This is a genomic window from Marivita lacus, assembly GCF_014637725.1.
GTDB classification, from domain to species: domain Bacteria; phylum Pseudomonadota; class Alphaproteobacteria; order Rhodobacterales; family Rhodobacteraceae; genus Marivita; species Marivita lacus.
In genome coordinates this window covers 54,787-76,355 of record NZ_BMFC01000014.1, presented here as the reverse complement: position 1 = coordinate 76,355, position 21,569 = coordinate 54,787, and the positions used below count along the sequence as shown (strand labels likewise).

Sequence of the window (21,569 nt, the reverse complement as noted above, 5' to 3'; positions counted from 1 at the left end):
CATAGTATGAACGATCCTATCGGCGATATGCTCACCCGTATCCGCAACGCACAGATGCGCGGCAAATCCACGACCATGACCCCGGCCTCCAAGCTGCGCGGTCGTGTTCTCGCGGTGATGCTCGATGAGGGCTACATCCGTGGTTTCGAAGAAACCAAGGACGTGAATGGCCACCCCGCATATGAAATCAGCCTGAAGTACTACGATGGCACCCCCGTGATCCGCGAACTCAAGCGCGTGTCCAAGCCGGGCCGTCGTGTGTATCTGGGCGTGGATGACATCCCGCAGGTCCGTCAGGGTCTGGGTGTGTCGATCGTGTCCACATCCAAAGGCGTCATGACCGATGCAAGTGCCCGCAGCCACAATGTTGGCGGCGAAGTACTTTGCACTGTCTTCTAAGGAGGTCTGGTAATGTCTCGTATTGGTAAACAGCCGGTCGAGCTGCCCTCGGGTGTCTCTGCATCCGTGTCTGGCCAGACCGTCGAAGTGAAGGGCCCGAAAGGCGCCCGCAGCTTCACCGCGACCGATGATATCACCATCACGGTTGAAGATAACGTGATCACAGTCACGCCGCGTGGTAAGTCCAAGCGCGCTCGCCAGCAGTGGGGCATGTCCCGCACGATGGTGGCGAACCTGGTGCACGGCGTGTCCAACACCTTCAAGAAAGAGCTTGAAATCCGGGGTGTTGGTTACCGTGCGACGCTTCAGGGCAATGTCCTGAAACTGAACCTCGGGCTGTCGCATGACGTTGATTTCCAAATTCCGGAAGGTGTGGTTTTGACCGTGCCCAAGCAGACAGAGATCGTGGTCGAAGGCCATGACGCTCAGCTGGTTGGCCAGGTTGCCGCCAACATTCGCGACTGGCGTCGCCCAGAGCCCTACAAGGGCAAGGGCATCCGCTATAAGGGCGAATACATCTTCCAGAAGGAAGGCAAGAAGAAGTAAGGACGCAAGGACATGGCAAACAGTAAACGTGATCTGTTCCAGAAGCGCCGTCTGCGCGTTCGGAACAAACTTCGCAAGGTCAATGCAGGGCGCGTGCGCCTGAGCGTTCACCGTTCGAACAAGAACATCAGCGTTCAGCTGATCGACGATGTGAACGGCGTGACGCTGGCAGCGGCTTCCACGATGGAAAAAGAGCTTGGTGGCAAGAACAACGTTGAATCGGCCCAAAAGGTCGGTGCGGCGATTGCCGAGCGCGCCAAGAAAGCCGGGATCGAAGAAGCATATTTCGATCGTGGCGGTTTCCTCTTTCACGGCCGCGTCAAGGCTCTGGCCGACGCAGCCCGCGAAGGTGGTCTGAAGATTTAAGCGATTGGTGCGTGCACGCAAGCACGCACCCGACACACACCGTAGGCCGGGCTTCTGCCCGGCATACGTTTTGCGGAGGGGTCAACCCTTCCCGATGATCCGGGAGCGCCAAAAAGCTCACCTGGATTGGACAACGGGCCTAGGGCCCACAACTCAAAGGATGCCTAGATGGCAGAACGTGAAAACAATCGTCGTGGCAATCGCCGCGAACGTGAAGAGCAGGCGCCGGAATTCGCGGATCGCCTTGTCGCAATCAACCGGGTGTCCAAGACCGTCAAGGGTGGTAAGCGTTTCGGCTTCGCCGCGCTTGTCGTTGTGGGCGACCAGAAAGGCCGCGTCGGCTTTGGCAAGGGTAAAGCCAAGGAGGTCCCCGAGGCCATCCGCAAGGCGACCGAGCAAGCCAAGCGCAAGATGATCCGCGTGCCGCTGCGCGAAGGTCGCACGCTGCACCACGACATCGAAGGCCGTCATGGTGCCGGCAAGGTCGTGATGCGAACAGCGCCGACTGGTACCGGTATCATCGCCGGTGGTCCGATGCGTGCCGTGTTCGAAATGCTGGGTGTGCAGGACGTCGTCGCCAAGTCGATCGGCTCGCAGAACCCGTACAACATGATCCGCGCCACGCTGGATGGTCTCTCCAAGGAGTCCAGCCCGAGGTCCGTCGCGCAGCGTCGTGGCAAGAAAGTGGCCGATATCCTGCCCAAGCGTGAAGACGCGCCGCAGGAAAGCGCCCAGGTTGCTGAGGAGGCCTGATCCAGATGGCAAAGACAATCGTAGTCAAGCAGATCGGTTCTCCGATCCGTCGCCCCGGTGTGCAGCGTCAGACGCTGATCGGCCTGGGCCTGAACAAGATGCACAAGACCCGTGAACTCGAGGACACACCCGCCATCCGTGGCATGGTCCGCAAGGTGTCGCACATGGTCGAGATCATCGAAGAGCGCGGCTGAGGCCATTCCGCTCTGACACAGGAAAGCCCGCCCGAGACATCCGGCGGGCTTTTCCATTGGAGAGCGGCGTCGGCCCCGAAACGACCGAACTGCCCTCTTGAACCGTTGCCAGCAACGATCTATACGCCCCCCGGTGGACCGAGTGGTCCGCGAGTCACAATCAAGAAAAGCCGCGTTCGTCCCACATCGCTTCGGGGGCGTTTCCGGCAAAGGAGAAGCGATATGAAACTGCATGAACTCAGCGACAATCCTGGCGCAACCAAACGCAGAAAGCGCGTTGGCCGTGGTCCCGGTTCGGGTCTTGGCAAGATGGGTGGCCGGGGTATCAAAGGTCAGAAATCTCGTTCGGGTGTGGCCATCAAGGGCTACGAGGGTGGCCAGATGCCGCTCTACCAGCGCCTTCCCAAGCGTGGCTTCAACAAGCCCAACCGCAAGGCGTTTGCCGTGGTCAACCTTGGCCTGATCCAGAAATTCGTCGACGCTGGCAAGCTTGATGCGGCAGGTACCATCGACGAGGACGCGCTGATCGCATCCGGTCTGGTGCGCCGCAAGCTTGACGGCATCCGCGTTCTGTCCAAGGGCGAAATCACCTCCAAAGTGACGCTGGCCGTCACGGGTGCTTCGAAATCTGCGATCGACGCGGTGGAGAAGGCTGGTGGGTCGCTGACGGTCACAACCGCACACGCTGCCGAATAAGAGGTTGTGAGCGGCCCTCGCGCCGCTTACATGTCCTCCAGAGCTTTCCAAACGCCGCCTGAGCCGGACCGCTCATGGCGGCGTTCATCATAAAAGAGACCCGCATGGTATCAGCTGCAGAACAAATGGCCGCGAATACAAGCTGGGCTGCGCTCGGCAAGGCGACCGATTTGCGCAACCGCATTTTGTTTACGCTCGGCCTTCTGATCGTCTACCGCATCGGCACGTTCATCCCGGTTCCCGGGATCGACGGCATTGCCCTGCGCGACTTCATGGAGCAGGCCCAGCAGGGCATCGGGGGCATCCTCACGATGTTCACCGGCGGTGCCCTGGGTCGCATGGGGATCTTTGCCCTTGGCATCATGCCCTATATCTCGGCCTCGATCATCGTTCAGCTTCTGGCCTCCATGGTGCCGTCGCTCGAACAGCTCAAGAAAGAGGGCGAGGCGGGGCGCAAGAAGATCGCGCAATACACGCGTTACGGCACGGTGTTCCTTGCCACGGTCCAGGCCTATGGCCTCGCTGTCAGCCTCGAAGCGGGCGATCTGGTGACCGATCCCGGCTGGTTCTTCCGTGCGTCCTGCGTGATCACTCTTGTGGGTGGCACGATGTTCCTGATGTGGCTGGGTGAACAGATCACAGCACGCGGCGTCGGCAACGGCATCTCGCTCATCATCTTTGTCGGCATCATCGCCGAAGTGCCTGCCGCCCTTGCGCAGTTCTTTGCGTCGGGCCGGTCGGGCGCCATCAGCCCTGCGGTGATCGTGGGGGTGATCCTCATGGTGATTCTGGTGATCATGTTCGTGGTCTTCATGGAGCGCGCGCTCCGGAAGATCACCATTCAGTATCCCCGTCGCCAGATGGGCATGAAGATCGCAGAAGCGCAGAACAGCCACTTGCCCGTCAAGGTCAACCCAGCGGGCGTGATCCCGGCGATCTTTGCCAGCTCTCTTCTTCTGCTGCCGACGACGGTCAGCACCTTCAGCGGCCAGAATTCGGGTCCTGTGATGTCGACGATCCTCGCCTATTTCGGGCCGGGTCAGCCGCTTTACCTGCTGTTCTTCGGCGCGATGATCGTCTTCTTCGCCTACTTCTACACCTTCAACGTGTCGTTCAAGGTCGATGACGTGGCCGACAACCTCAAGAACCAGAACGGCTTTGTGCCGGGTATCCGTCCGGGCAAGAAAACTGCCGAGTATCTCGAATACGTGGTCAACCGCGTGCTGGTTCTGGGCTCTGCCTATCTGACGGCGGTCTGTCTGCTTCCCGAAATCCTGCGCGGCCAGTTCGCCATTCCGTTCTACTTCGGCGGCACTTCGGTGCTCATCGTGGTGTCGGTGACCATGGACACGATCCAGCAGGTGCAAAGCCATCTTCTGGCGCATCAATACGAAGGTCTTATTCAAAAGTCGCAGCTGCGCGGCAAGGGTAAATCCAAAGGCAAGAGACGGAGTCCGGCGCGTCGATGAACATCATACTATTGGGCCCGCCGGGTGCGGGCAAAGGCACACAGGCCAAGTTCCTGTGTGAAGAGCGTGGGATGATCCAGCTTTCGACCGGCGACATGCTGCGCGAAGCCAAGGACAGCGGCACGGAGATGGGCAAGATCGTCGCTGACGTAATGGCCCGCGGTGATCTGGTGACGGACGAGATCGTCATCGGCCTGATCCGCGAAAAGCTGAAAGGCGACAAGAAGGGGGGCTTCATCTTTGACGGCTTCCCCCGCACGCTGGCGCAGGCCGACGCGCTGGCCGATCTTCTTGCCGAAGAGGGCGAAACCCTGGATTACGTCATCGAGTTGCAGGTGAATGACGAGGTTCTGGTTCAACGCATCGTCGGTCGCGCACAGGACGCCCGCGCCGCGGGTCAGACTGTACGGGCAGACGACAATGAGGAAAGCCTCAAGGTGCGTTTGATGGCCTACTACAAGCAGACGTCACCCCTGATTGGCTATTACTACGCCAAGGGGCAACTGTCCTCGATTGACGGGCTGGGCGAGATGGCCAGCGTCAAAGCGGCGATTGCGAAGATTGTGGATGCCTGAACCGCGGAAGCTTTGCGGGTAACCTCGTTGTCGAAAGCCGTTGTGATTGGTCTTGGCAGCGGTGGGACGATCGTCGCGGACGTGTTCTGGATCGTGCGCGACCTGCTACATGCGGATGACGACATCAGCTCAGACATGGAAGTGACATGAGGTCGTTTTATTTGCGCTGAAAGTGAAGAATACCAGGTCTGCCAAGGCTGGTTCGACTGAGGGTTGACGCGACAGTCAAACGCTCCTATCTATCGCCATCTCTATATGAGAATCACCGTCACGAAGCGGGTCGCACCCCTTTGTGGATCACCTGATCAGCCAAAGGCTCCAAGGGTAAAACCGACGGGCCTTGTGTTGTGAAAAAAGGGTCTGGAGTTACGGACCCGCAACGAAAAGGACGTCATACGTGGCACGTATTGCTGGCGTGAACATTCCCACTGGGAAGCGTGTTCCAATCGCCCTCACCTACATCACAGGTATTGGCCATACCTCCGCAAAAGCCATTTGCGAAGCGGTCAACATCGATCCCACCCGCCGGGTCAACGAACTGAGCGATGCCGAAGTGCTCGCGGTTCGGGAACATATCGACGCCAATTACACCGTCGAAGGCGACCTGCGTCGCGAGACCCAGATGAACATCAAGCGCCTGATGGACCTCGGCTGCTACCGTGGCCTGCGTCATCGCCGCAATCTGCCCGTTCGCGGTCAGCGGACCCACACCAACGCTCGCACCCGCAAAGGCCCCGCAAAGGCCATTGCCGGCAAGAAGAAATAAGGGAGGGCTGATATCATGGCACGCGATACAAGACGCGCAGGCAAGAAGAAGGTCTCCAAGAACATCGCAGCAGGCGTTGCGCATGTAAATTCTTCATTCAACAACACCAAGATCCTGATCTCCGACGTGCAGGGCAACGCCATTGCGTGGTCGTCCGCCGGCACCATGGGCTTCAAGGGCTCGCGGAAATCCACACCCTACGCGGCTCAGTTGGCTGCCGAGGATGCGGGTCGCAAAGCGCAGGAACATGGCGTCAAGACGATCGAAGTCGAAGTTCAGGGTCCCGGTTCGGGTCGTGAATCGGCTCTGCGCGCTCTGGCTGCTGTCGGTTTCAACATCACCTCGATCCGTGATGTGACCCCGATGGCGCACAACGGCTGCCGTCCGCCGAAGCGCCGCCGCGTCTAAAAGAGAACACACCAAAGGCATGGCCCCACCGTGTGGTGGGGTCGTGCTTTCGTCATTTTAACCTCGGGCGTTTTTGCCTTTCGGACATGGGGCAGAAACAAGAATGGAGGGACGCATGATCCACAAGAACTGGGCAGAACTGATCAAGCCGACGCAGCTTGAGGTCAAGCCGGGCGCCGATCCGTCGCGCGTGGCGACCGTTATCGCCGAACCGCTGGAGCGGGGCTTTGGCCTGACGCTTGGCAACGCGCTGCGTCGCGTTCTGCTGTCGTCGCTTCAGGGCGCGGCCATCACCAGCGTTCAGATCGACAACGTGCTGCACGAGTTCTCAAGCGTTGCTGGTGTGCGTGAAGACGTGACCGACATCGTTCTGAACCTCAAGGGCGTTTCGATCCGCATGGAAGTCGAAGGCCCCAAGCGCGTGTCGATCAACGCCAAGGGTCCGGGCGTCGTCACCGCCGGTGACATCTCGGAAACCAACGGCATCGAAGTGCTGAACCGCGACCATGTGATCTGCCACCTCGACGAGGGTGCTGACCTTTACATGGAGCTGACGGTCAACACCGGCAAGGGCTACGTGTCCGCAGACAAGAACCGCCCCGAAGACGCGCCCATCGGTCTCATGCCGATCGACGCGATCTTCTCGCCGGTCAAGAAGGTCGCCTATGACGTGCAGCCCACCCGCGAGGGCCAGGTGCTGGACTATGACAAGCTGACCATGAAGATCGAAACCGATGGCTCGCTTACGCCCGAAGACGCCGTGGCCTATGCCGCGCGGATCGTGCAGGACCAGCTGTCGATCTTCGTCAACTTCGACGAGCCGGAATCGGCCCGCCCGCAGGATGACGACGATGGTCTCGAGTTCAACCCGCTTCTGCTCAAGAAGGTGGACGAACTGGAACTGTCGGTCCGTTCGGCGAACTGCCTGAAGAACGACAACATCGTCTATATCGGCGACCTGATCCAGAAAACCGAAGCCGAGATGCTCCGCACTCCGAACTTCGGTCGCAAGTCGCTGAACGAGATCAAGGAAGTGCTGTCCGGTATGGGCCTGCACCTTGGCATGGATGTCGAGGATTGGCCGCCAGACAACATCGAAGATCTGGCGAAGAAGATGGAAGACAACTTTTAAGAAATTCGGGTGAGGGGCAACTCTCACCCAATCGGGCACCCGCCCCAAGGAGAGTCCCTGACACGCATCGGGGGCCGGACAAAGCAAAAACGCCCGTAGAGGGCACATTAGGAGAAGACACATGCGTCACGCACGAGGCTACCGCCGCCTGAACCGCACCCATGAGCACCGCAAGGCGCTCTTCGCGAACATGGCCGGCTCGCTCATCGAACATGAGCAGATCAAGACAACCCTGCCCAAGGCAAAAGAACTGCGTCCGATCGTAGAAAAGCTGGTCACGCTGGCCAAGCGCGGCGATCTGCACGCCCGCCGTCAGGCGCGCGCATCGCTCAAGCAGGACATCCACGTCGCCAAACTGTTCGACATTCTTGGCCCGCGTTACGCCGAGCGTCAGGGCGGTTATATCCGCATCCTGAAAGCCGGTTTCCGCTATGGTGACATGGCGCCGATGGCGATCATCGAATTCGTCGAGCGTGACGTCGACGCCAAGGGCGCGGCCGACAAGGCGCGCATCGTCGAGTTCGAAGGCGCTGACGAAGACTAAGACCTGACCCTTTAAGGGAAGGTGAAAGCCCCGCTGGTTTCAGCGGGGCTTTTTCATTTTGGGATGGCGCCTATAGATAAGCTGGACACGGTACGCAGAAAATACGCCGTTCTTGCCGACGGCGTTGTCCTGCGAACTGGGAATGGTCTGCTTTAGACTGCGTGATTAAACGCACCATATGGTGCTGACGTGAGCAAGGTGTGCGAGTGCGCACCCTGCTAAACATCCAACTCCTCAACAAACCGCGCGTTTTCCTGGATATACTGAAACCGAAGCTCCGGCTTTTTCCCCATCAGACGTTCCACCAGGTCACTGGTCTCGCCTGGTTCGTCCTCGTCAATCGTCACACGGATCAATTTCCGTGACGCCGGATCCATCGTGGTTTCCTTCAAATCCTTCGCGTCCATCTCGCCCAGACCCTTGAAGCGCTGGACGTCGATCTTGCCTTTGCCGCCCAGACCTTTCTCCATCATCTTCTCTTTCTCGGCATCATCCGCCACGTAAAGCCGCTTGGCCCCTTGGGTCAGGCGGTACAGGGGCGGGCAGGCCAGGTAGAGATGCCCGGTGTCGATCATCGGGCGCATCTGGGTGAAGAAAAATGTCATCAAAAGCGCGGCAATATGGGCCCCGTCCACGTCCGCATCCGTCATGATGATGATCTTGTCGTAACGAAGATCGTCTACATTGAACTTTGTCCCGAGGCCCACACCCAAGGCCTGTGTCAGATCGCTGATCTCGGCATTGGTCCCCAGTTTAGAGGAGGCAGCACCCAGAACGTTCAAAATTTTCCCCCGCAAGGGCAACAGCGCCTGTGTCTTGCGGTCCCGTGCCATCTTGGCTGATCCGCCTGCCGAATCGCCCTCGACGATGAACAATTCGGTTCCGTCGCGCACAGAGGACGAGCAATCCACCAGCTTGCCGGGCAGGCGCAGCTTTTTGGTTGCCGTCTTCCGCTGAGTCTCTTTCTCCTGCCGCCGCCGCAATCGTTCTTCGGCGCGCAGAACGAGAAAATCAAGGATCGCGCCCGCGGATTTGGTATCCGCCGCCAGCCAGTTGTCGAAATGGTCGCGCACAGCGCCCTCGACCAGACGCTGCGCCTCGGTCGTGGCAAGACGGTCCTTGGTCTGGCCTACAAATTCGGGCTCGCGGATGAAACAGGACACCAGCGCACAGCCGCCGGTGATCAGATCGTCACGGGTGATCTGCGCGGCTTTCTTGTTGTTGATCAGCTCGCCGTAGGCGCGGATGCCCTTGAGAATCGCAGCCCAGAACCCGGCCTCGTGTGTCCCGCCTTCGGGGGTAGGGACGGTGTTGCAGTAGGACTGTATGAACCCGTCGCGCGACGGCGTCCAGTTGATCGCCCATTCCACCTTGCCCGCCGCGTTGAACTTTTCGCGGAATGCAACCGTGCCGGAAAACGGCTTGTCGGCATATGTCGATGCCCCGCCCAGCGTTTCCGTCAGGTAATCGCTCAGACCGCCGGGAAAGTGGAACGTCGCCTCGGTAGGCGTTACACCGTCACTGATCGCGGATTTCCAGCGAATCTCGACGCCCGAAAACAAGTATGCCTTGGAGCGCACCATCTTGAGCATGCGGTCGGGTTTGAACCGGTGCGAGCCGAAGATCTGTTCATCGGCGTGGAAGGTCACCGTGGTGCCGCGCCGGTTCGGGGCCTGTCCGACCTTGGCCACTGGACCCAGGGGCACGCCGCGCGAGAAGCGCTGTTCGTAGACTTCCTTGTTGCGCGCCACCTGCACCACCATCGAATCTGACAGCGCGTTCACGACCGATGCCCCCACGCCATGCAGACCACCCGAGGTCTCGTAGGCATCACCGGAAAATTTCCCGCCCGCGTGCAGCGTACACAGGATCACTTCGAGCGCGGATTTGCCCGGAAACTTGGGGTGCGGATCAATCGGGATGCCACGCCCGTTGTCCCGGATGGTGACGGCGTAATCCGCGTGCAGCTCCACCTCGATCCGGTTGGCATGGCCCGCAACCGCCTCGTCCATCGAGTTGTCGAGGACTTCGGCCACGAGGTGATGCAGCGCGCGCTCGTCCGTGCCGCCGATATACATGCCGGGGCGTTTACGGACGGGCTCAAGCCCCTCGAGCACCTCGATCGAGGAGGCGTCATAGTCGGTGGGTTCGTGTCCGGAGAGGAGGTCTTCGGCCATGGTTGCTGCTCTGTGTTTGTTGCTTTGCGCGGTAGTATGGCAGAGCCGGGCGGAGGGGGGAAGCGTTCGCGTGCCTCAGTCGGTCTTGTCTTGGCCCATCAGCCGCTCGGCCTTGCGCCGCACCAGCACGCCGCGCAGATCGTGCATCGCCAGGAGCAGCGCATCGGTCACGGTTTCAAGCTGCTCATTGGTGGCGCGGGATTGCGCCCATTGCGTCGTCAGGTTGAGATGGTCGACGGTGCGCAGGATGTCATCCACATCGCGCCCCGCAAGGACCCCCTGACGTTCCTGCATCCAGTCTCGGATGACGGTCACGTCGACTTCGCTCAGCGTGCGGTCCCCATGCGGCTTGATCTCGCCATTTCGGATGTTGACCACGGCGATCTGATCCATCTCGATCCGCCGCTGCGGGTTCTCTGTGTCGACACGAAACACGAGGGCGCCATTTTCCCGGACCCTGAAGTAATAATCGGGAAGCTCTCCTGCCATTCTGGCCTCGTACTTACATTCACATCACGCTAACAACTTACGTTCTGGTAAACCAGCCTTGGCAGGGCCGGATCACCAAGGGAATTTTCGTTTGACCGCCTCAGCCGCGTCTCAGGCCAGTCCGGCGCAGAAGCTCTGGATGCGGCCACAGGCGTCGGCCAGAACGTCATCGGATGTGGCATAGCTGACCCGGAAATACGGGCTGAGGCCAAAGGCCGCGCCGAACACCACCGCAACGCCCTGTTCCTCGAGCAGCGCCGTGGCAAATGCCTCGTCCGTGTCGATCAGCGTGCCGGCCGCGCTGGTCTTGCCGATGCAGCCCGCAATCGACGGGTAAACGTAGAACGCGCCTTCGGGCACGGCGCAGGTGATGCCCTCGGCGGCGTTCAGGCCTGCGACCACCAGATCGCGGCGTTTGCGGAACGCCTCGTTTCGTTCGGCCAGAAATTCCTGCGGGCCATTCAGCGCCTCGACTGTCGCCCATTGGCTGATCGAACAGGGGTTCGTCGTGGATTGCGATTGCAGCTTGCGCATCGCGGCGATCAGATGTTCGGGTCCCGCGGCATAGCCGATCCGCCAGCCGGTCATGGCATAGGATTTGGACACGCCGTTCACCGTCAGCGTTCGGTCATACAGCCCCGGTTCGACCTGTGCAGGGGTGCAGAACTGGAACCCGTCATAGGCCAGGTGTTCGTACATGTCGTCGGTCATCACCCAGACATGGGGGTGCCGCATCAACACATCTGTCAACGCTTTCAACTGGTTGTGGCCGTAACCTGCGCCCGTGGGATTGGACGGAGAATTGAAGATGAACCACTTCGTGTTCGGCGTGATCGCCGCCTCGAGTGCCTCGGGCGAAATGCGAAACCCGTCTTCGAGCGTCGTTTCCACGATCACCGGCTCACCGCCGCCCAACCGCACCATGTCAGGATAGCTGACCCAGTAGGGGGCCGGGATGATCACCTCGTCACCGGGGTTCAGCGTTGCCAGCAGCGCGTTGTACAGCACCTGCTTGCCACCTGTGGAAACCGCCACCTGAGACGGGGTGTAGTCCAGCCCGTTCTCGCGCTTGAACTTGGCGCAGATCGCCTGCTTGACCTCGGGAATGCCATCGACCGGGGTATATTTCGTTTTTCCCGCCTCGATCGCCGCTATTGCGGCTGCCTTGATGTTGTCGGGCGTGTCAAAGTCAGGCTCACCGGCTCCAAGGCCGATGACATCATGACCTGCGGCTTTCAGCTCCATCGCCTTTTGCGAGACTGCGACCGTCGGAGAGGGGCTGACGCGGGCGAGAGTGTCGGAAAGAAACGGCATGGTCGGCCCCTGTTTGTGAATGCACCGCAACTGTCTTAGGATGCGGTCTGACGGCGATCAAGCGAGGATCGCGAAAGGAGAGACAATGACCGACAGCACCGAGAACTGGTACGCGCCTGAAATTGCAACGTTCGGCGACCGCATGACCGCAGCGCGAGAGGCCGCGGGCATGACGCAGGATGCCTTGTCCAAGCGGTTGGGGGTCAAGAAATCCACGCTCCGCAACTGGGAAAACGATGTGGCCGAACCCCGTGCCAACCGCCTGTCGATGCTGGCGGGCATGTTGAACGTGTCGATGATGTGGCTGATCAACGGCGAGGGCGAAGGTGTCGATGGTCCGGATGTCGAGCCGCTTCCGACGGAACTGACCGAGATCATCCTTGAAATCCGCGAGATGAAATCCGAACTTCACTACAAGGCCGAACAACTGGCCCGTCTGGAAAAACGTCTGCGCAACCTGATGGTGACTTCTGAATGAGCGAACTTCGCGAACATCGTCTGAAACGCCTGTCCATGCGGTCGATGCGCCGTGGAATCAAGGAGATGGACCTCATTCTCGCGCGGTATGCGGAACTGCGGCTCGAGGAATTTGATGATGCCACGCTGGATCGCTATGATGCGCTCCTGTCGGAGAACGATCAGGATTTGTATCAGTGGGTCAGCGGCCAGAAACCCGCCCCGGATGGCCTGCGCGACATGATCTTGGACATTTCGTCAGTCGCCTTCGAGCGTTGAGCCGAAAAGAATGTTCCGGACTTAACTGATTATTGGGGATTATGGACGATTCTCCTGCCTGACGGACAAGGCGGAGAAACGAATGAGCATCCATGCATCTGTTGATCGGAACGGCGCCAACGCCATGTTGGACGGCTATCTGGAAGCGCTCGCGCTGGTGGAACGTCTGCACCGCCTGCTGCTCGATGTGATCAAGGATGAATTCGAACGGGTCGGCATCCTCGAAATCAACGCTGTTCAGGCGCTGCTCCTGTTCAACATCGGGGACAACGAGGTGACGGCAGGCGAATTGAAGACCCGTGGCTATTATCAAGGCAGCAATGTCAGCTACAACCTCAAGAAACTCGTGGATATGGGATACATGCATCACCAGCGCTGCGAGATCGACCGCAGGTCGGTGCGGGTCAGGCTGACGCCACGCGGACGCGAAATCCGGGATATCATTTCGGCGCTCTTCGCCCGCCATGCCGATGGGCTGATCGCAAAGAATGTGATCGACCACGGGACCTTGGGCGACATGAGCACCACCCTGCGCCGCATGGAACGCTACTGGACCGATCAGATCCGCTATATCTACTAGCCGGGCCGGGACCTTTCGACCGGATTGGCCCCGAGGATCATGTCGTTCAACTCGCGCAACAGCTTGCGGGTCATTGCATCTCGGTAGCCCTCGTACCCTTCCGAGGTTTCGACAAAAGCGCCGAACCCGTGGCGCACCTCGCGCTGGAAGTAATCCACCACATCCTGCGACCCGCCCAGCACTGCCAAGCCGTTGACCGTGACATTGGCAAAGGGATAATGCGTGTAAGCCAGACGCGGTGGAAAGCCGTCATTGTTCTCGCCGTCGCCGGACAGGTCGATCACCCGTCGATCACATTCCGGCCCGCGCGACAGCAGCGTTGCTCCGTATCCAAGCGCATAGCCCATCGCCGTGGGGAACCGCGAATGACTGCGGGGGGCGGATCGCAGAGACTGGATGACTTCGTCAATCGACCGGTTGTCGGTCAGGCGGCTCCATTCGCGGATCATCACGCTCTGCCGCCTGCCACTCCATTCATAGATTGTGATGGCGACATGCCCGTCGCCATCGAGGATCGCGCTGCGGATCGTCGGATCACCCAGCGCGGCGGCAAGGCCGTCACGCTGAAGCTCATATTCCCGTGCATCGACTGACGACGACACGTCGAGCGCAAGCACAAGCGCCAGTCGGCAGTGGCCTTGCGCCTGAACGGGTGCCGCGAACGCCCACCAGACCGCCAGCGCGAGGGCTGTCGCGACGTGCCGCATCACATTACCAGTGACCGGTATTTTCCATGCTGGACCATGGCTCTTGCGGTGGCAGCGCGTCGCCGGCCTGCAGCAGTTCGATCGAGATGTTGTCTGGTGAGCGCACAAACGCCATATGCCCGTCGCGCGGCGGACGGTTGATCGTGACGCCATTGTCCATCAGGTGCTGGCAGGTGTCATAAATGTTATCGACGCGGTAGGCGAGGTGGCCGAAATGACGGCTGTCCGACGGCAGTCCGTCATCACCGTCCCAGTTGTAGGTCAGTTCGACCGGACAGTCCTCCTGCCCCTCGGGCGCCATGAAGATCAGCGTGAACCGCCCCTTTTCATTGTCCATGCGACGGGTCTCTTTGAGGCCCAACAGGCTGTAGAATTTCTGCGATTCTTCAAGGTCTTTCACGCGGACCATGGTATGGAGATAGCGTAGGGGCATAGTGTCCTCTTGGTTTGGTTCCCCAAGAGGCTAGGCCAATTCGCCGCGATGTCGAGTGCCAAAGCGGTGTCAGAAGGCGGATCGAATACCAAGCTGGATGCCGAAATTTTCGGTCTCGTAGAGGTCGATATTGGCCTCGGTCCGCTCCGCATTCAGGGTGATTGTCGGAATGAAGCCGTAGAAATCGATCTCCGGCAGGGCTGCGGTAACGCTGACGGAAATGCTGCGCTCGTCGCGGCCATCGGCTGTCAGGCTCGACACCTCATGGCGCTTTTCGGACAGGGTCAGGCCAAATTCCAGTTGTGCCGGACCGATGGGATTGGCCAGGCCGTAGCGCGCCGAGATCGCGCGTTGCGTGTAATCGAGGTAATCCGCATCGCTGTGCGAGTTCAGAAAACTGGTGGACAGCGACACTGTATCGCCGCTGGCAAGCGACATGCCGTAACCCAGTTGCGCGCTCCAGATCGTCGCATCCTGCCGACCGTTTTCGCCGTTCTGCCCCTCGCGGTTGAGCGACAGGCTCAGCATCCCGTTATCCCCGGCCACTCGGCGATAATTTGCGCCCAGACGGGTATAGGACAGCAGCGGATTGCCAGCGTACCAGGTCCGGCCCAGTCGGGCGTCCCATCCAAGCCGCGCCCGGCCACCGGGCAGGGCGTAATCCTCCTGCAGGCCGACAAAGACCGAGCCGGTGGCAAAATCGGACCCTTCGGCATCCGGCGCGATATCTTTGGCATCGTCGGAGAGCACATAGGTTCGATACGACAGACCGAACAGAAGATCGGTCCGCTTGCGGTCAGTGTTCGCGAGGCGGTAGCGCATGCTCAGCCCGGTCGAGATCTCGACACCGGACAGCGCGCGCGCCTCGCCCTCCAGCGCAAACTGGAAGGGCAGGCCGAAGAGTTCGGAGGTTTCGTTGCGGCTGCCATTGTTGATGTTCGAGCTTGGCGCAATCGAAAACCGCAGGGCTGTGGACCACGGGTTTTGCCGCCGCACATAGCGGAAGTCCTCGGCGGCGCGGGCCTTGAGCGCCTCATTCGGAGCGATCTGCACCGCACGGCGCAGCCAGAGTTGCGCGGCAGTGCGTCGCCCGGACGACGACAGGGCCTGCGCCATCGCGAGCGCGGATGCATACTTCGCCGGATCCTCATCGGACAGCGCCCAGGCGCGGCGCGCATGGGTCAGGGCGTCTTCGTTGCGACCAAGGTTGCGGGCCGCCCGCGACCGGATCAGGTGGGCGTCAAGATCGGTGTCGTCACGGTCGATCAGCGCGCCTGTCAGATCATAGGCCAGCCCTGCCTGGCCCTGCAGCACCGCCTGTCCTGCCAGTTCTCGCATTTGCTCGGGGCTGAGCACAGCCTGCGCCGAGGCTTGCGCCGCGGCCAATATAAAGGCGGCGAGCGTCAGGCTGATCCGGCGGCGCATACACGGCATCACTGGCGATAGACGATGAACCCACCTGTTTCCTGGTAGGTGACCTCGTTGTCAAAGCGCGGGTCATCGCCCGTCATCACAAGAACGCCGACAATTTCGCCTGCATCCTCTCCAGAGACGATCGCAAAATAGGTGCCCTCGCCGCTTTCGATTGTGTCGCCGTTGTCAAACTGGGCGATCTCGAACACTTCGCCCGCGATTTCACCATTGGCATCGGCATCATCCGGCGAGATGACGGGACGAATTGCCGGCAGAACGGGATTGCCTTCTGCGTCCATTTCGGGGATCAGCGACCGCGTCGTGGAGCCATCACCGGCTGCATCGCCGCGCCCCAGCGCGTCCAGATAGGTGCGGGTGATTTCGGTGCCGTTGATGTCGTACAGGCGACGGTTGTTCACGAAAAGCGCCACGCCGCGGTTGCCATCGTTGAAGTCTTTGAAGTCGACGAAGATTTCGGCATCTCCTTCGACATATTCCAAACCGCCTCGGCCCCGGAAGACGCGAATGCCTGCATAATCGCCGAGATAACGCGCGTCCCCTTCTTCGGGCAGGACCAGCCTGACCGCGTTGCCATCGTCGTCGAACCCGTTGCGTTGATAGACAAAGCCGCCGAAGCCGAAATCGACGTAGGAGCCTGATCGCACGATTGCGAATTCCGTTTCGCCGTTGGTGCTGCGGCCATAGATCGCGCGATATGTGAAGGTGCGCAGCGTGGTTCCCGTCACCGGGTCTTCGGTGGTTTCGGCACCTTCATAGACCGCAAATGACCCAAGCTGTGCCACGCCGGTGACCGGATCGCCGCGCGTGTAGACGTTGTCACCGTCGAAGGCGATGTTGTCGACGAAGAATTCGTCCTGACCCTGATCGTTGAGGTATTGGATGTTTGTTGCGAAACCTCCGCCGTCCTCATCATCGCGCGCTTCCCTGCGGACGATCTCGTTGTTCGGGGTCGGGTTCGTCGTGCCGGGGGGCAGTTCCGGGGTGCCACGATCGCTGGTGATCGGGGTTTCATCCGGGGTGCCGTCACCGTCGGCATCCGTTCCGGTGCCATCGCCGGTGGTTGGTGCGCGCAGAACGTCGCCTCCGCCGCTGTCGCAGGCGGCCACGAAGCCCAAACACAGGATGAGGAATAGAATGCGTGTCATGAAAGATACTGCCCCGGCTAACTTTTGGTCTTCTGTGCGACCCCTCCTCCGAAAATCCGGTGGCGTTCGTTGAAAGTCAACGCATTGCGCGCGGGTGGGCGCGAAAAAGAGGAGGACTGCGACCTCGGTGCAAGATACCATCCTTGGTGGTTCCTGCGGAGCACCCCCCGAGATATAGTTGGTGACGACTCATCCTAGTGGGAAAGGATTCGCCATGCCCCTGTCGCCGGAACAACAGGCCGAAATCACCGAACAGCGCGGTGCGCCGCAACAGACGCTGCGCGCGGTCAGCGAGGGCATGGAGGCGCATCTGTATACCGCCTATCCGGTGCTGGATCACGGGTTCATCCGGGTGGTGGATTACATGGGTGACGACGCCGCGATCTGCCAGGCGGCGCGGGTGTCGTACGGCAAGGGCACGAAATCCGTACAGAACGACGAAGGGCTGATCCGGTATCTGATGCGGCACTGGCATTCGACGCCGTTCGAGATGTGCGAGATCAAGCTGCACGTCAAACTGCCCGTTTTCGTTGCGCGGCAATGGATCAGGCACCGCACGGCCAACGTCAACGAATACTCGGCCCGGTATTCGATTCTGGATCGGGAGTTCTATATCCCCGCGCCGGAACACCTGAACGCGCAGTCGGTGGTGAACAACCAGGGGCGCGGTGCGGCGCTGGAGGGTGAGGAAGCGGACCGCGTGCTGCGCCTGCTGCGCGAGGACGCGATGCGCTGCTACGATCATTACGAAGAGATGATCAGCCAAGAGGGCCAACAGGGACTGGCGCGCGAACTGGCCCGGATGAACCTGCCCGCGAACATCTATACGCAATGGTATTGGAAGGTCGATCTGCACAACCTGCTCCATTTCCTCCGACTCCGGGCAGATTCGCATGCGCAGTATGAAATAAGGGTTTACGCCGACGAGATTTGCAAAGTCGTCGCCGACTGGGTTCCCTTCGCTTATCGCGCCTTCGAGGATTACCGCATGGGGGGCGCTACGCTGTCGGCGACCGCGCTGGACTGCGTGCGGCGGATGCTCAAGGGCGAGTCCGTGACGCAGGAGACCTCTGGCATGTCCAAGGGGGAATGGCGGGAGTTTGAGGGGTTGTTGGGGTGATTTCAGCACGTTGACGGGCGGAGGCACGGGGGTGCGTGAGATCACGCACCCCACGGGTTAGCCCAAAATCCCCGGCCAATTCGCTTCACCCTTGGCGATGTTGCCGGGGATGTCCTCGAGCCATAACTCACGGGCGCGCAGGTTGGCGTTGAGGTAGAGCGTGCCCTCGTGGATCGTCCAGGCCTCGGGGATTGTCGGCGCGAGGTAACCGCGGGAGGCGGCGAAGGCGCAGTAGCCTCCGAAGGCGGGGGCGTAGGCGGTCGGGTTGGCGGCGAAGGCGTCGGCGGAGGCTTGCTCGGCAAAGCGCCAGGTTGCGCCCTTGTAGTCCACGGTCACGTCGTCGCCGGGCACCGGGCCGCCCGTGGTGAAGTAGCCGACGGGGTCAGAGCCGTCGATGGCGATTCCGCCGTTCTGGTAGATCTCGGGTTCGCGGGCGAGGGCCGGGCGCGCGAGCCAGAGTGCAGGGGTGGCGAGGACAAGGGCGGAAAATCTGCGGCGGTTCATGGGCGTTCATCCTTTTTCAACAACTTTGCATCACAGTTGGGGGGTGACGCCACGGAAAGAAGGAGGTTGATACACAGCTGACAGTGTCGTGAAATGCCGTCATCGCCCGCGCCCCCTTGGCATTGGTGGCTGTCCCGCTTATACGCCCGGTCTGATCCCGAACAGCCGGAGGCCCATGATGCAGGGTAGCGCCAATCTCAACATCATGATCAAAGCCGCCCGCAAGGCGGGTCGGTCGCTCAACAAGGACTTCCGCGAGGTCGAGAACCTGCAGACCTCGGCGTCGAACGCTGTCGAGTTTGTCTCGCGCTCGGCCACGGCGGCAGGGGCCATCCTGCGCGATGACCTGACGGGCGCACGTGGGACCTATGGCTATGTCGACCCGACGGGCGAGACCGAGGGCGAAGACCCGACGCGCCGCTGGATCGTGAACCCGATCGAGGGCCGTGCGAATTTCCTGCACGGGCAGCCGCATTTCGCCGTGTCCATCGCGCTGGAACACAAGGGCCAGATCGTTTCGGCGGTGGTGTTCGACCCCGCGAAGGACGAGATGTTCTATGCCGAAAAAGGGCAGGGTGCCTGGTTGAACGACAACAAGCGCATGCGCGTGTCGAGCCGGACCAAGCTGGTCGAGGCGGTGTTGGGCCACGCCGTTCCCTTCAGCGTGAAGCGGACCTTGCCTGCCACGTTGAAGGATCTTGCACGGGTGATGCCGGAATGTTCGGGCATGCGGGCCTCGGGATCGTCGGCTTTGGACCTCTCTTATGTTGCGGCAGGGCGGTTCGACGGATTCTGGCAGCGCGAAGGCGCGGTGACCGATCTGGCGGCCGGCGTGTTGATCGCAGCCGAAGCGGGCGCCTTGGTCGAAGGGGTGCGTCCTGGGCAGGTGCCTTTGGAAGACGGTTCGGTTCTGTGCGCCAACGCCCAGATCTTTGCGGCGCTCGCCAAGGTGATCCGTCACGCCGATTGATGGGGCTATCCTGCGTGGGTGGCTTGTGTATCATGAAACCCTGAGTGAGGGGGGATGATATGCGCCTGAAGGGCAGTCGCGGCAGCCGCAAGATCGAAGATCGTCGTCGCAGTCGAGGGTCATGCGCGCACCGGTTTTTCACTGGGTTTGAAATCGGCAACATCCGCAGCGACGTCTCGTTCGAGGCGCAAAAGGGTGTGAGATGATCGTCTACGCGGTGTCGGTCGGACAGGGCATTCTGGCCATTTCGCCGATTCCGGGCGGGGAGCGCGATTATGCTGGCGACATCACGCACATCATCGCATGGAAGCCGTCGATCGTGATGTCACTTGTGACCGAGGCGGAGCTCGTGTCGGCGGGGGCGACCGGATTGTGGCGCACCCTTTCGGACACCGGAACCCGCTGGGAACATTTGCCGATTCATGATTTTGGCGTTCCCGACGCGGAATTCGAGGAGGCATGGCCCGAGGTCAGCAGCTCTGCGCGGCGCGCCCTGACCGGTGGTGGTCGGGTTCTGGTGCATTGTCGCGGTGGGTGCGGGCGGTCCGGCATGGTGGCGCTGCGGCTGATGATCGAGATGGGCGAAGCGGCGGATGATGCCTTGAACCGGCTGCGCCAGGTCCGGCCCTGCGCGGTCGAGACGGACGCGCAGATGGCGTGGGCCCTCGCCGCCAAGCGTGAACCGGCGGTGTTCCTGCGTCACGAGGACTGACACGGACGAGCGCCTCGATCACCCGTTTCTGAACATTGCCTGCATAAGCATAATTGCAATTGGCGTATCGCTGCCGTCAAGATTTAAGTATTTGATATTATAGGAGAAATCTAGGGTTTGAAAAGGCGAGTGGATAAAGCAGCGAGGTGGTCCTTCAGGTCAAGACCGCCCATGCAAGGACAAATAGGTCAGTCAGAATGACCTATTTGTAGCCTCTGCGCAACTTCGCCGATAAGTCTTGGCTCGCTGTAAAACGCCCTCACAAACGCGACAACCCTCAAGGCCAGATGACGTAGACGTAGGTGATGTATCCGGCCAAAAGCACCGCGCCTTCCCAGCGGGCGATCCTGAGGCCCGTCCAGGCGAAGGCAACCAGCGCAAGCGTCACCGCGATCATGACAAGGTTGTCGAAAGTCGCGATCTCTGTCGGCACCGCGCCCGGCGAAATCAGCGCCGTGAAGCCGCCGATCCCGAGGATGTTGTAGATGTTCGACCCGACGATGTTGCCGAACGCCACGTCGCCCTGCTTGCGCAGCCCGGCCACCACCGAGGTCACGAATTCGGGCATCGAGGTGCCGATGGCGACGATGGTCAGGCCGATGACGGTCTCGGAAATGCCGAAGCCCCGTGCCAACGAGACAGCGCCCTCCACTAGGAAACGGCCACCGATCACCACAAGTACAATCCCGGCGAGTGCAATGAGGATTGGTGTCAGCAGAGACCCCTGTGCAGGCGCATCGGGGGCGAGTGCGGTGTCGGTTCCCTGCAATGCGAGGCTCTTGTCATAAACCGCGCCGTGACCGGCGGGCGCGGACATCTTTTCCTGCCGGAACGCCAAATACACGTAGACGATCAGCCCCGCGATGAAGAGTGCGCCAAGCGGACGGCCAAGCGGCATCGCAAAAGCCACGGCCGAAAACACGATGGCAACGGCCAGCATGACAGCCCCATCGCGTTTTAATGCAACAGAAGAGATGATCATCGGGCTGATGAGCGCGGCGACGCCGACAATCAGCAGGATGTTGGCGATGTTGGAGCCGACGATGTTGCCGTAGGCGATCCCGGGCGCATCCGACAAGGCTGCCTGAACCGAGGTGACAAGCTCGGGTGTCGACGTTCCAAACCCGACCAGTGTCAGCCCGATGACCAGAGGGGACACGCCAAACCGCGTTGCAACCTGAACTGCACCCCTGACAAGGAATTCACCCCCGGCGATCAGCAGGACAAGACCTGCGATAAGAGGCAGCCAAATTTCCAACATGTTGATTCCATTTTTGTTTCAATTGCCAAGACTTCAAGAGAATGGCTTTCTGTGTGTCTCTGACAGTCAACTCTGGAAGGCACCGTTCCGGTTCCCGGCTGGTGTTCAGAAGTTCCTGAGCAGCGCAAAGGTGCAGCCTT

At 60.6% G+C, this 21,569-nt stretch carries 29 protein-coding genes; 20 read left to right on the top strand and 9 right to left on the bottom strand.

The features are described 5' to 3' along the window. The first annotated feature begins 6 nt into the window (after positions 1-6). The 13 genes from rpsH (at position 7) to rplQ (ending at position 7,848) form a co-directional block, all read left to right on the top strand. Positions 7-399: a 30S ribosomal protein S8 gene (rpsH, locus tag IEV82_RS19585; RefSeq protein WP_188483771.1), complete on the top strand. Its 393-nt coding sequence runs from the start codon at positions 7-9 to the stop codon at positions 397-399. A gap of 12 nt (positions 400-411) precedes the next feature. Beyond that, positions 412-945 (top strand): 50S ribosomal protein L6, encoded by a 534-nt coding sequence (gene rplF / locus IEV82_RS19580; protein WP_188483770.1) that lies wholly within the window; start codon positions 412-414, stop codon positions 943-945. Between the two features lie 12 nt (positions 946-957). Then, the gene (gene rplR / locus IEV82_RS19575; protein ID WP_188483769.1) at positions 958-1,311 is read left to right on the top strand and encodes a 50S ribosomal protein L18; all 354 of its coding nucleotides are present in this window, start codon (positions 958-960) and stop codon (positions 1,309-1,311) included. A gap of 168 nt (positions 1,312-1,479) precedes the next feature. Continuing rightward, positions 1,480-2,064: a 30S ribosomal protein S5 gene (gene rpsE / locus IEV82_RS19570; RefSeq protein ID WP_188483768.1), complete on the top strand. Its 585-nt coding sequence runs from the start codon at positions 1,480-1,482 to the stop codon at positions 2,062-2,064. Between the two features lie 5 nt (positions 2,065-2,069). Further along, positions 2,070-2,258: a 50S ribosomal protein L30 gene (gene rpmD / locus IEV82_RS19565; RefSeq protein ID WP_188483767.1), complete on the top strand. Its 189-nt coding sequence runs from the start codon at positions 2,070-2,072 to the stop codon at positions 2,256-2,258. A 222-nt stretch (positions 2,259-2,480) separates the two neighbouring features. Further along, a complete protein-coding gene (gene rplO / locus IEV82_RS19560; protein WP_188483766.1) occupies positions 2,481-2,954 on the top strand; it encodes a 50S ribosomal protein L15 in 474 nt (157 codons plus the stop codon). A 104-nt stretch (positions 2,955-3,058) separates the two neighbouring features. After that, entirely contained in the window at positions 3,059-4,423 is a 1,365-nt protein-coding gene (gene secY / locus IEV82_RS19555) for a preprotein translocase subunit SecY (RefSeq protein ID WP_188483765.1), read from the top strand. Continuing rightward, complete coding sequence (locus IEV82_RS19550) at positions 4,420-4,998, top strand: adenylate kinase (RefSeq protein ID WP_188483764.1); 579 nt, start codon at positions 4,420-4,422, stop codon at positions 4,996-4,998. The genes secY and IEV82_RS19550 overlap by 4 nt, the downstream gene beginning before the upstream one ends. Positions 4,999-5,025: 27 nt before the next feature. Continuing rightward, a complete protein-coding gene (locus IEV82_RS23940) occupies positions 5,026-5,148 on the top strand; it encodes a hypothetical protein (RefSeq protein WP_268236138.1) in 123 nt (40 codons plus the stop codon). 247 nt (positions 5,149-5,395) lie between these two features. Next, on the top strand, positions 5,396-5,764 hold the full coding sequence (rpsM, locus tag IEV82_RS19545; RefSeq protein ID WP_188483763.1) for a 30S ribosomal protein S13: 369 nt from the start codon (positions 5,396-5,398) through the stop codon (positions 5,762-5,764). A 15-nt stretch (positions 5,765-5,779) separates the two neighbouring features. Then, complete coding sequence (gene rpsK, locus IEV82_RS19540; RefSeq protein ID WP_146591777.1) at positions 5,780-6,172, top strand: 30S ribosomal protein S11; 393 nt, start codon at positions 5,780-5,782, stop codon at positions 6,170-6,172. A gap of 115 nt (positions 6,173-6,287) precedes the next feature. Continuing rightward, positions 6,288-7,304 carry a DNA-directed RNA polymerase subunit alpha gene (locus IEV82_RS19535; RefSeq protein ID WP_188483762.1) on the top strand — a complete coding sequence of 339 codons (1,017 nt, stop codon included), beginning with the start codon at positions 6,288-6,290 and terminating at the stop codon, positions 7,302-7,304. Between the two features lie 121 nt (positions 7,305-7,425). Further along, positions 7,426-7,848 carry a 50S ribosomal protein L17 gene (gene rplQ / locus IEV82_RS19530; RefSeq protein ID WP_188483761.1) on the top strand — a complete coding sequence of 141 codons (423 nt, stop codon included), beginning with the start codon at positions 7,426-7,428 and terminating at the stop codon, positions 7,846-7,848. A gap of 218 nt (positions 7,849-8,066) precedes the next feature. Here rplQ and parE read toward each other — a convergent pair whose 3' ends face one another. The 3 genes from parE to IEV82_RS19515 form a co-directional block, all read right to left on the bottom strand. Further along, positions 8,067-10,025, bottom strand: a complete 1,959-nt coding sequence (gene parE, locus IEV82_RS19525) for a DNA topoisomerase IV subunit B (protein WP_188483760.1) — start codon at positions 10,023-10,025, stop codon at positions 8,067-8,069. 75 nt (positions 10,026-10,100) lie between these two features. Then, positions 10,101-10,514 (bottom strand): hypothetical protein, encoded by a 414-nt coding sequence (locus IEV82_RS19520; protein WP_188483759.1) that lies wholly within the window; start codon positions 10,512-10,514, stop codon positions 10,101-10,103. A 111-nt stretch (positions 10,515-10,625) separates the two neighbouring features. Beyond that, complete coding sequence (locus IEV82_RS19515) at positions 10,626-11,828, bottom strand: pyridoxal phosphate-dependent aminotransferase (protein WP_188483758.1); 1,203 nt, start codon at positions 11,826-11,828, stop codon at positions 10,626-10,628. Between the two features lie 85 nt (positions 11,829-11,913). Here IEV82_RS19515 and IEV82_RS19510 point away from each other — a divergent pair, with 85 nt between their 5' ends. The 3 genes from IEV82_RS19510 (at position 11,914) to IEV82_RS19500 (ending at position 13,143) form a co-directional block, all read left to right on the top strand. Further along, positions 11,914-12,306, top strand: a complete 393-nt coding sequence (locus IEV82_RS19510) for a helix-turn-helix domain-containing protein (RefSeq protein WP_188483757.1) — start codon at positions 11,914-11,916, stop codon at positions 12,304-12,306. Further along, positions 12,303-12,563, top strand: a complete 261-nt coding sequence (locus IEV82_RS19505) for a succinate dehydrogenase assembly factor 2 (protein WP_188483756.1) — start codon at positions 12,303-12,305, stop codon at positions 12,561-12,563. The genes IEV82_RS19510 and IEV82_RS19505 overlap by 4 nt, the downstream gene beginning before the upstream one ends. Positions 12,564-12,645: 82 nt before the next feature. Beyond that, positions 12,646-13,143 carry a MarR family winged helix-turn-helix transcriptional regulator gene (locus IEV82_RS19500; RefSeq protein WP_188483755.1) on the top strand — a complete coding sequence of 166 codons (498 nt, stop codon included), beginning with the start codon at positions 12,646-12,648 and terminating at the stop codon, positions 13,141-13,143. Here IEV82_RS19500 and IEV82_RS19495 read toward each other — a convergent pair. The 4 genes from IEV82_RS19495 to IEV82_RS19480 form a co-directional block, all read right to left on the bottom strand. Continuing rightward, positions 13,140-13,850, bottom strand: coding sequence for a DUF1194 domain-containing protein (locus IEV82_RS19495; protein WP_188483754.1), 711 nt, complete (start codon positions 13,848-13,850; stop codon positions 13,140-13,142). The genes IEV82_RS19500 and IEV82_RS19495 overlap by 4 nt on opposite strands. A gap of 4 nt (positions 13,851-13,854) precedes the next feature. Next, the gene (locus IEV82_RS19490) at positions 13,855-14,283 is read right to left on the bottom strand and encodes a VOC family protein (RefSeq protein WP_188483753.1); all 429 of its coding nucleotides are present in this window, start codon (positions 14,281-14,283) and stop codon (positions 13,855-13,857) included. Positions 14,284-14,352: 69 nt separating this feature from the next. Then, a complete protein-coding gene (locus IEV82_RS19485; protein WP_188483752.1) occupies positions 14,353-15,708 on the bottom strand; it encodes a tetratricopeptide repeat protein in 1,356 nt (451 codons plus the stop codon). Positions 15,709-15,716: 8 nt separating this feature from the next. Then, entirely contained in the window at positions 15,717-16,862 is a 1,146-nt protein-coding gene (locus IEV82_RS19480; RefSeq protein WP_188483751.1) for a hypothetical protein, read from the bottom strand. A 214-nt stretch (positions 16,863-17,076) separates the two neighbouring features. On the opposite strand from IEV82_RS19480, the gene thyX reads away from it, so the two are divergent. Beyond that, positions 17,077-17,982 carry an FAD-dependent thymidylate synthase gene (gene thyX, locus IEV82_RS19475; RefSeq protein ID WP_188483750.1) on the top strand — a complete coding sequence of 302 codons (906 nt, stop codon included), beginning with the start codon at positions 17,077-17,079 and terminating at the stop codon, positions 17,980-17,982. A 57-nt stretch (positions 17,983-18,039) separates the two neighbouring features. Here the strand turns inward: thyX and IEV82_RS19470 are convergent, their stop codons facing one another. Beyond that, on the bottom strand, positions 18,040-18,486 hold the full coding sequence (locus IEV82_RS19470; protein WP_188483749.1) for a YHS domain-containing (seleno)protein: 447 nt from the start codon (positions 18,484-18,486) through the stop codon (positions 18,040-18,042). Positions 18,487-18,664: 178 nt separating this feature from the next. Here IEV82_RS19470 and IEV82_RS19465 point away from each other — a divergent pair, with 178 nt between their 5' ends. From IEV82_RS19465 to IEV82_RS19455, 3 genes are read left to right on the top strand one after another with little or no spacing between them, the layout of a single operon-like run. Then, positions 18,665-19,456, top strand: coding sequence for an inositol monophosphatase family protein (locus tag IEV82_RS19465; protein ID WP_188483748.1), 792 nt, complete (start codon positions 18,665-18,667; stop codon positions 19,454-19,456). A 59-nt stretch (positions 19,457-19,515) separates the two neighbouring features. Next, positions 19,516-19,662, top strand: coding sequence for a hypothetical protein (locus IEV82_RS19460; RefSeq protein WP_188483747.1), 147 nt, complete (start codon positions 19,516-19,518; stop codon positions 19,660-19,662). Further along, positions 19,659-20,168: a protein-tyrosine phosphatase family protein gene (locus IEV82_RS19455; RefSeq protein WP_188483746.1), complete on the top strand. Its 510-nt coding sequence runs from the start codon at positions 19,659-19,661 to the stop codon at positions 20,166-20,168. Before IEV82_RS19460 ends, IEV82_RS19455 begins: the two co-directional genes overlap by 4 nt. Positions 20,169-20,445: 277 nt before the next feature. Here IEV82_RS19455 and IEV82_RS19450 read toward each other — a convergent pair whose 3' ends face one another. Continuing rightward, complete coding sequence (locus IEV82_RS19450; RefSeq protein ID WP_188483745.1) at positions 20,446-21,429, bottom strand: calcium/sodium antiporter; 984 nt, start codon at positions 21,427-21,429, stop codon at positions 20,446-20,448. Positions 21,430-21,569 lie beyond the last annotated feature (140 nt).

Excerpts from the sequence above, each read along its gene's own strand:
- IEV82_RS19470 (WP_188483749.1), bottom strand. The coding sequence starts at position 18,486 with ATGAACCGCCGCAGATTTTCCGCCCTTGTCCTCGCCACCCCTGCACTC.
- IEV82_RS19450 (WP_188483745.1), bottom strand. The coding sequence starts at position 21,429 with ATGTTGGAAATTTGGCTGCCTCTTATCGCAGGTCTTGTCCTGCTGATC.
- IEV82_RS19480 (WP_188483751.1), bottom strand. The coding sequence starts at position 16,862 with ATGACACGCATTCTATTCCTCATCCTGTGTTTGGGCTTCGTGGCCGCC.
- IEV82_RS19535 (WP_188483762.1), top strand. The coding sequence starts at position 6,288 with ATGATCCACAAGAACTGGGCAGAACTGATCAAGCCGACGCAGCTTGAG.
- rplF (WP_188483770.1), top strand. The coding sequence starts at position 412 with ATGTCTCGTATTGGTAAACAGCCGGTCGAGCTGCCCTCGGGTGTCTCT.
- IEV82_RS19485 (WP_188483752.1), bottom strand. The coding sequence starts at position 15,708 with ATGCGCCGCCGGATCAGCCTGACGCTCGCCGCCTTTATATTGGCCGCG.
- rpsE (WP_188483768.1), top strand. The coding sequence starts at position 1,480 with ATGGCAGAACGTGAAAACAATCGTCGTGGCAATCGCCGCGAACGTGAA.
- thyX (WP_188483750.1), top strand. The coding sequence starts at position 17,077 with ATGCCCCTGTCGCCGGAACAACAGGCCGAAATCACCGAACAGCGCGGT.
- rplR (WP_188483769.1), top strand. The coding sequence starts at position 958 with ATGGCAAACAGTAAACGTGATCTGTTCCAGAAGCGCCGTCTGCGCGTT.
- rpsK (WP_146591777.1), top strand. The coding sequence starts at position 5,780 with ATGGCACGCGATACAAGACGCGCAGGCAAGAAGAAGGTCTCCAAGAAC.
- IEV82_RS19455 (WP_188483746.1), top strand. The coding sequence starts at position 19,659 with ATGATCGTCTACGCGGTGTCGGTCGGACAGGGCATTCTGGCCATTTCG.
- rpsH (WP_188483771.1), top strand. The coding sequence starts at position 7 with ATGAACGATCCTATCGGCGATATGCTCACCCGTATCCGCAACGCACAG.
- IEV82_RS19515 (WP_188483758.1), bottom strand. The coding sequence starts at position 11,828 with ATGCCGTTTCTTTCCGACACTCTCGCCCGCGTCAGCCCCTCTCCGACG.
- IEV82_RS19490 (WP_188483753.1), bottom strand. The coding sequence starts at position 14,283 with ATGCCCCTACGCTATCTCCATACCATGGTCCGCGTGAAAGACCTTGAA.
- IEV82_RS19505 (WP_188483756.1), top strand. The coding sequence starts at position 12,303 with ATGAGCGAACTTCGCGAACATCGTCTGAAACGCCTGTCCATGCGGTCG.
- IEV82_RS19510 (WP_188483757.1), top strand. The coding sequence starts at position 11,914 with ATGACCGACAGCACCGAGAACTGGTACGCGCCTGAAATTGCAACGTTC.
- parE (WP_188483760.1), bottom strand. The coding sequence starts at position 10,025 with ATGGCCGAAGACCTCCTCTCCGGACACGAACCCACCGACTATGACGCC.
- IEV82_RS19465 (WP_188483748.1), top strand. The coding sequence starts at position 18,665 with ATGCAGGGTAGCGCCAATCTCAACATCATGATCAAAGCCGCCCGCAAG.
- IEV82_RS19460 (WP_188483747.1), top strand. The coding sequence starts at position 19,516 with ATGCGCCTGAAGGGCAGTCGCGGCAGCCGCAAGATCGAAGATCGTCGT.
- secY (WP_188483765.1), top strand. The coding sequence starts at position 3,059 with ATGGTATCAGCTGCAGAACAAATGGCCGCGAATACAAGCTGGGCTGCG.
- IEV82_RS19520 (WP_188483759.1), bottom strand. The coding sequence starts at position 10,514 with ATGGCAGGAGAGCTTCCCGATTATTACTTCAGGGTCCGGGAAAATGGC.
- IEV82_RS19495 (WP_188483754.1), bottom strand. The coding sequence starts at position 13,850 with ATGCGGCACGTCGCGACAGCCCTCGCGCTGGCGGTCTGGTGGGCGTTC.
- IEV82_RS19500 (WP_188483755.1), top strand. The coding sequence starts at position 12,646 with ATGAGCATCCATGCATCTGTTGATCGGAACGGCGCCAACGCCATGTTG.
- rplO (WP_188483766.1), top strand. The coding sequence starts at position 2,481 with ATGAAACTGCATGAACTCAGCGACAATCCTGGCGCAACCAAACGCAGA.
- rplQ (WP_188483761.1), top strand. The coding sequence starts at position 7,426 with ATGCGTCACGCACGAGGCTACCGCCGCCTGAACCGCACCCATGAGCAC.
- rpmD (WP_188483767.1), top strand. The coding sequence starts at position 2,070 with ATGGCAAAGACAATCGTAGTCAAGCAGATCGGTTCTCCGATCCGTCGC.
- IEV82_RS19550 (WP_188483764.1), top strand. The coding sequence starts at position 4,420 with ATGAACATCATACTATTGGGCCCGCCGGGTGCGGGCAAAGGCACACAG.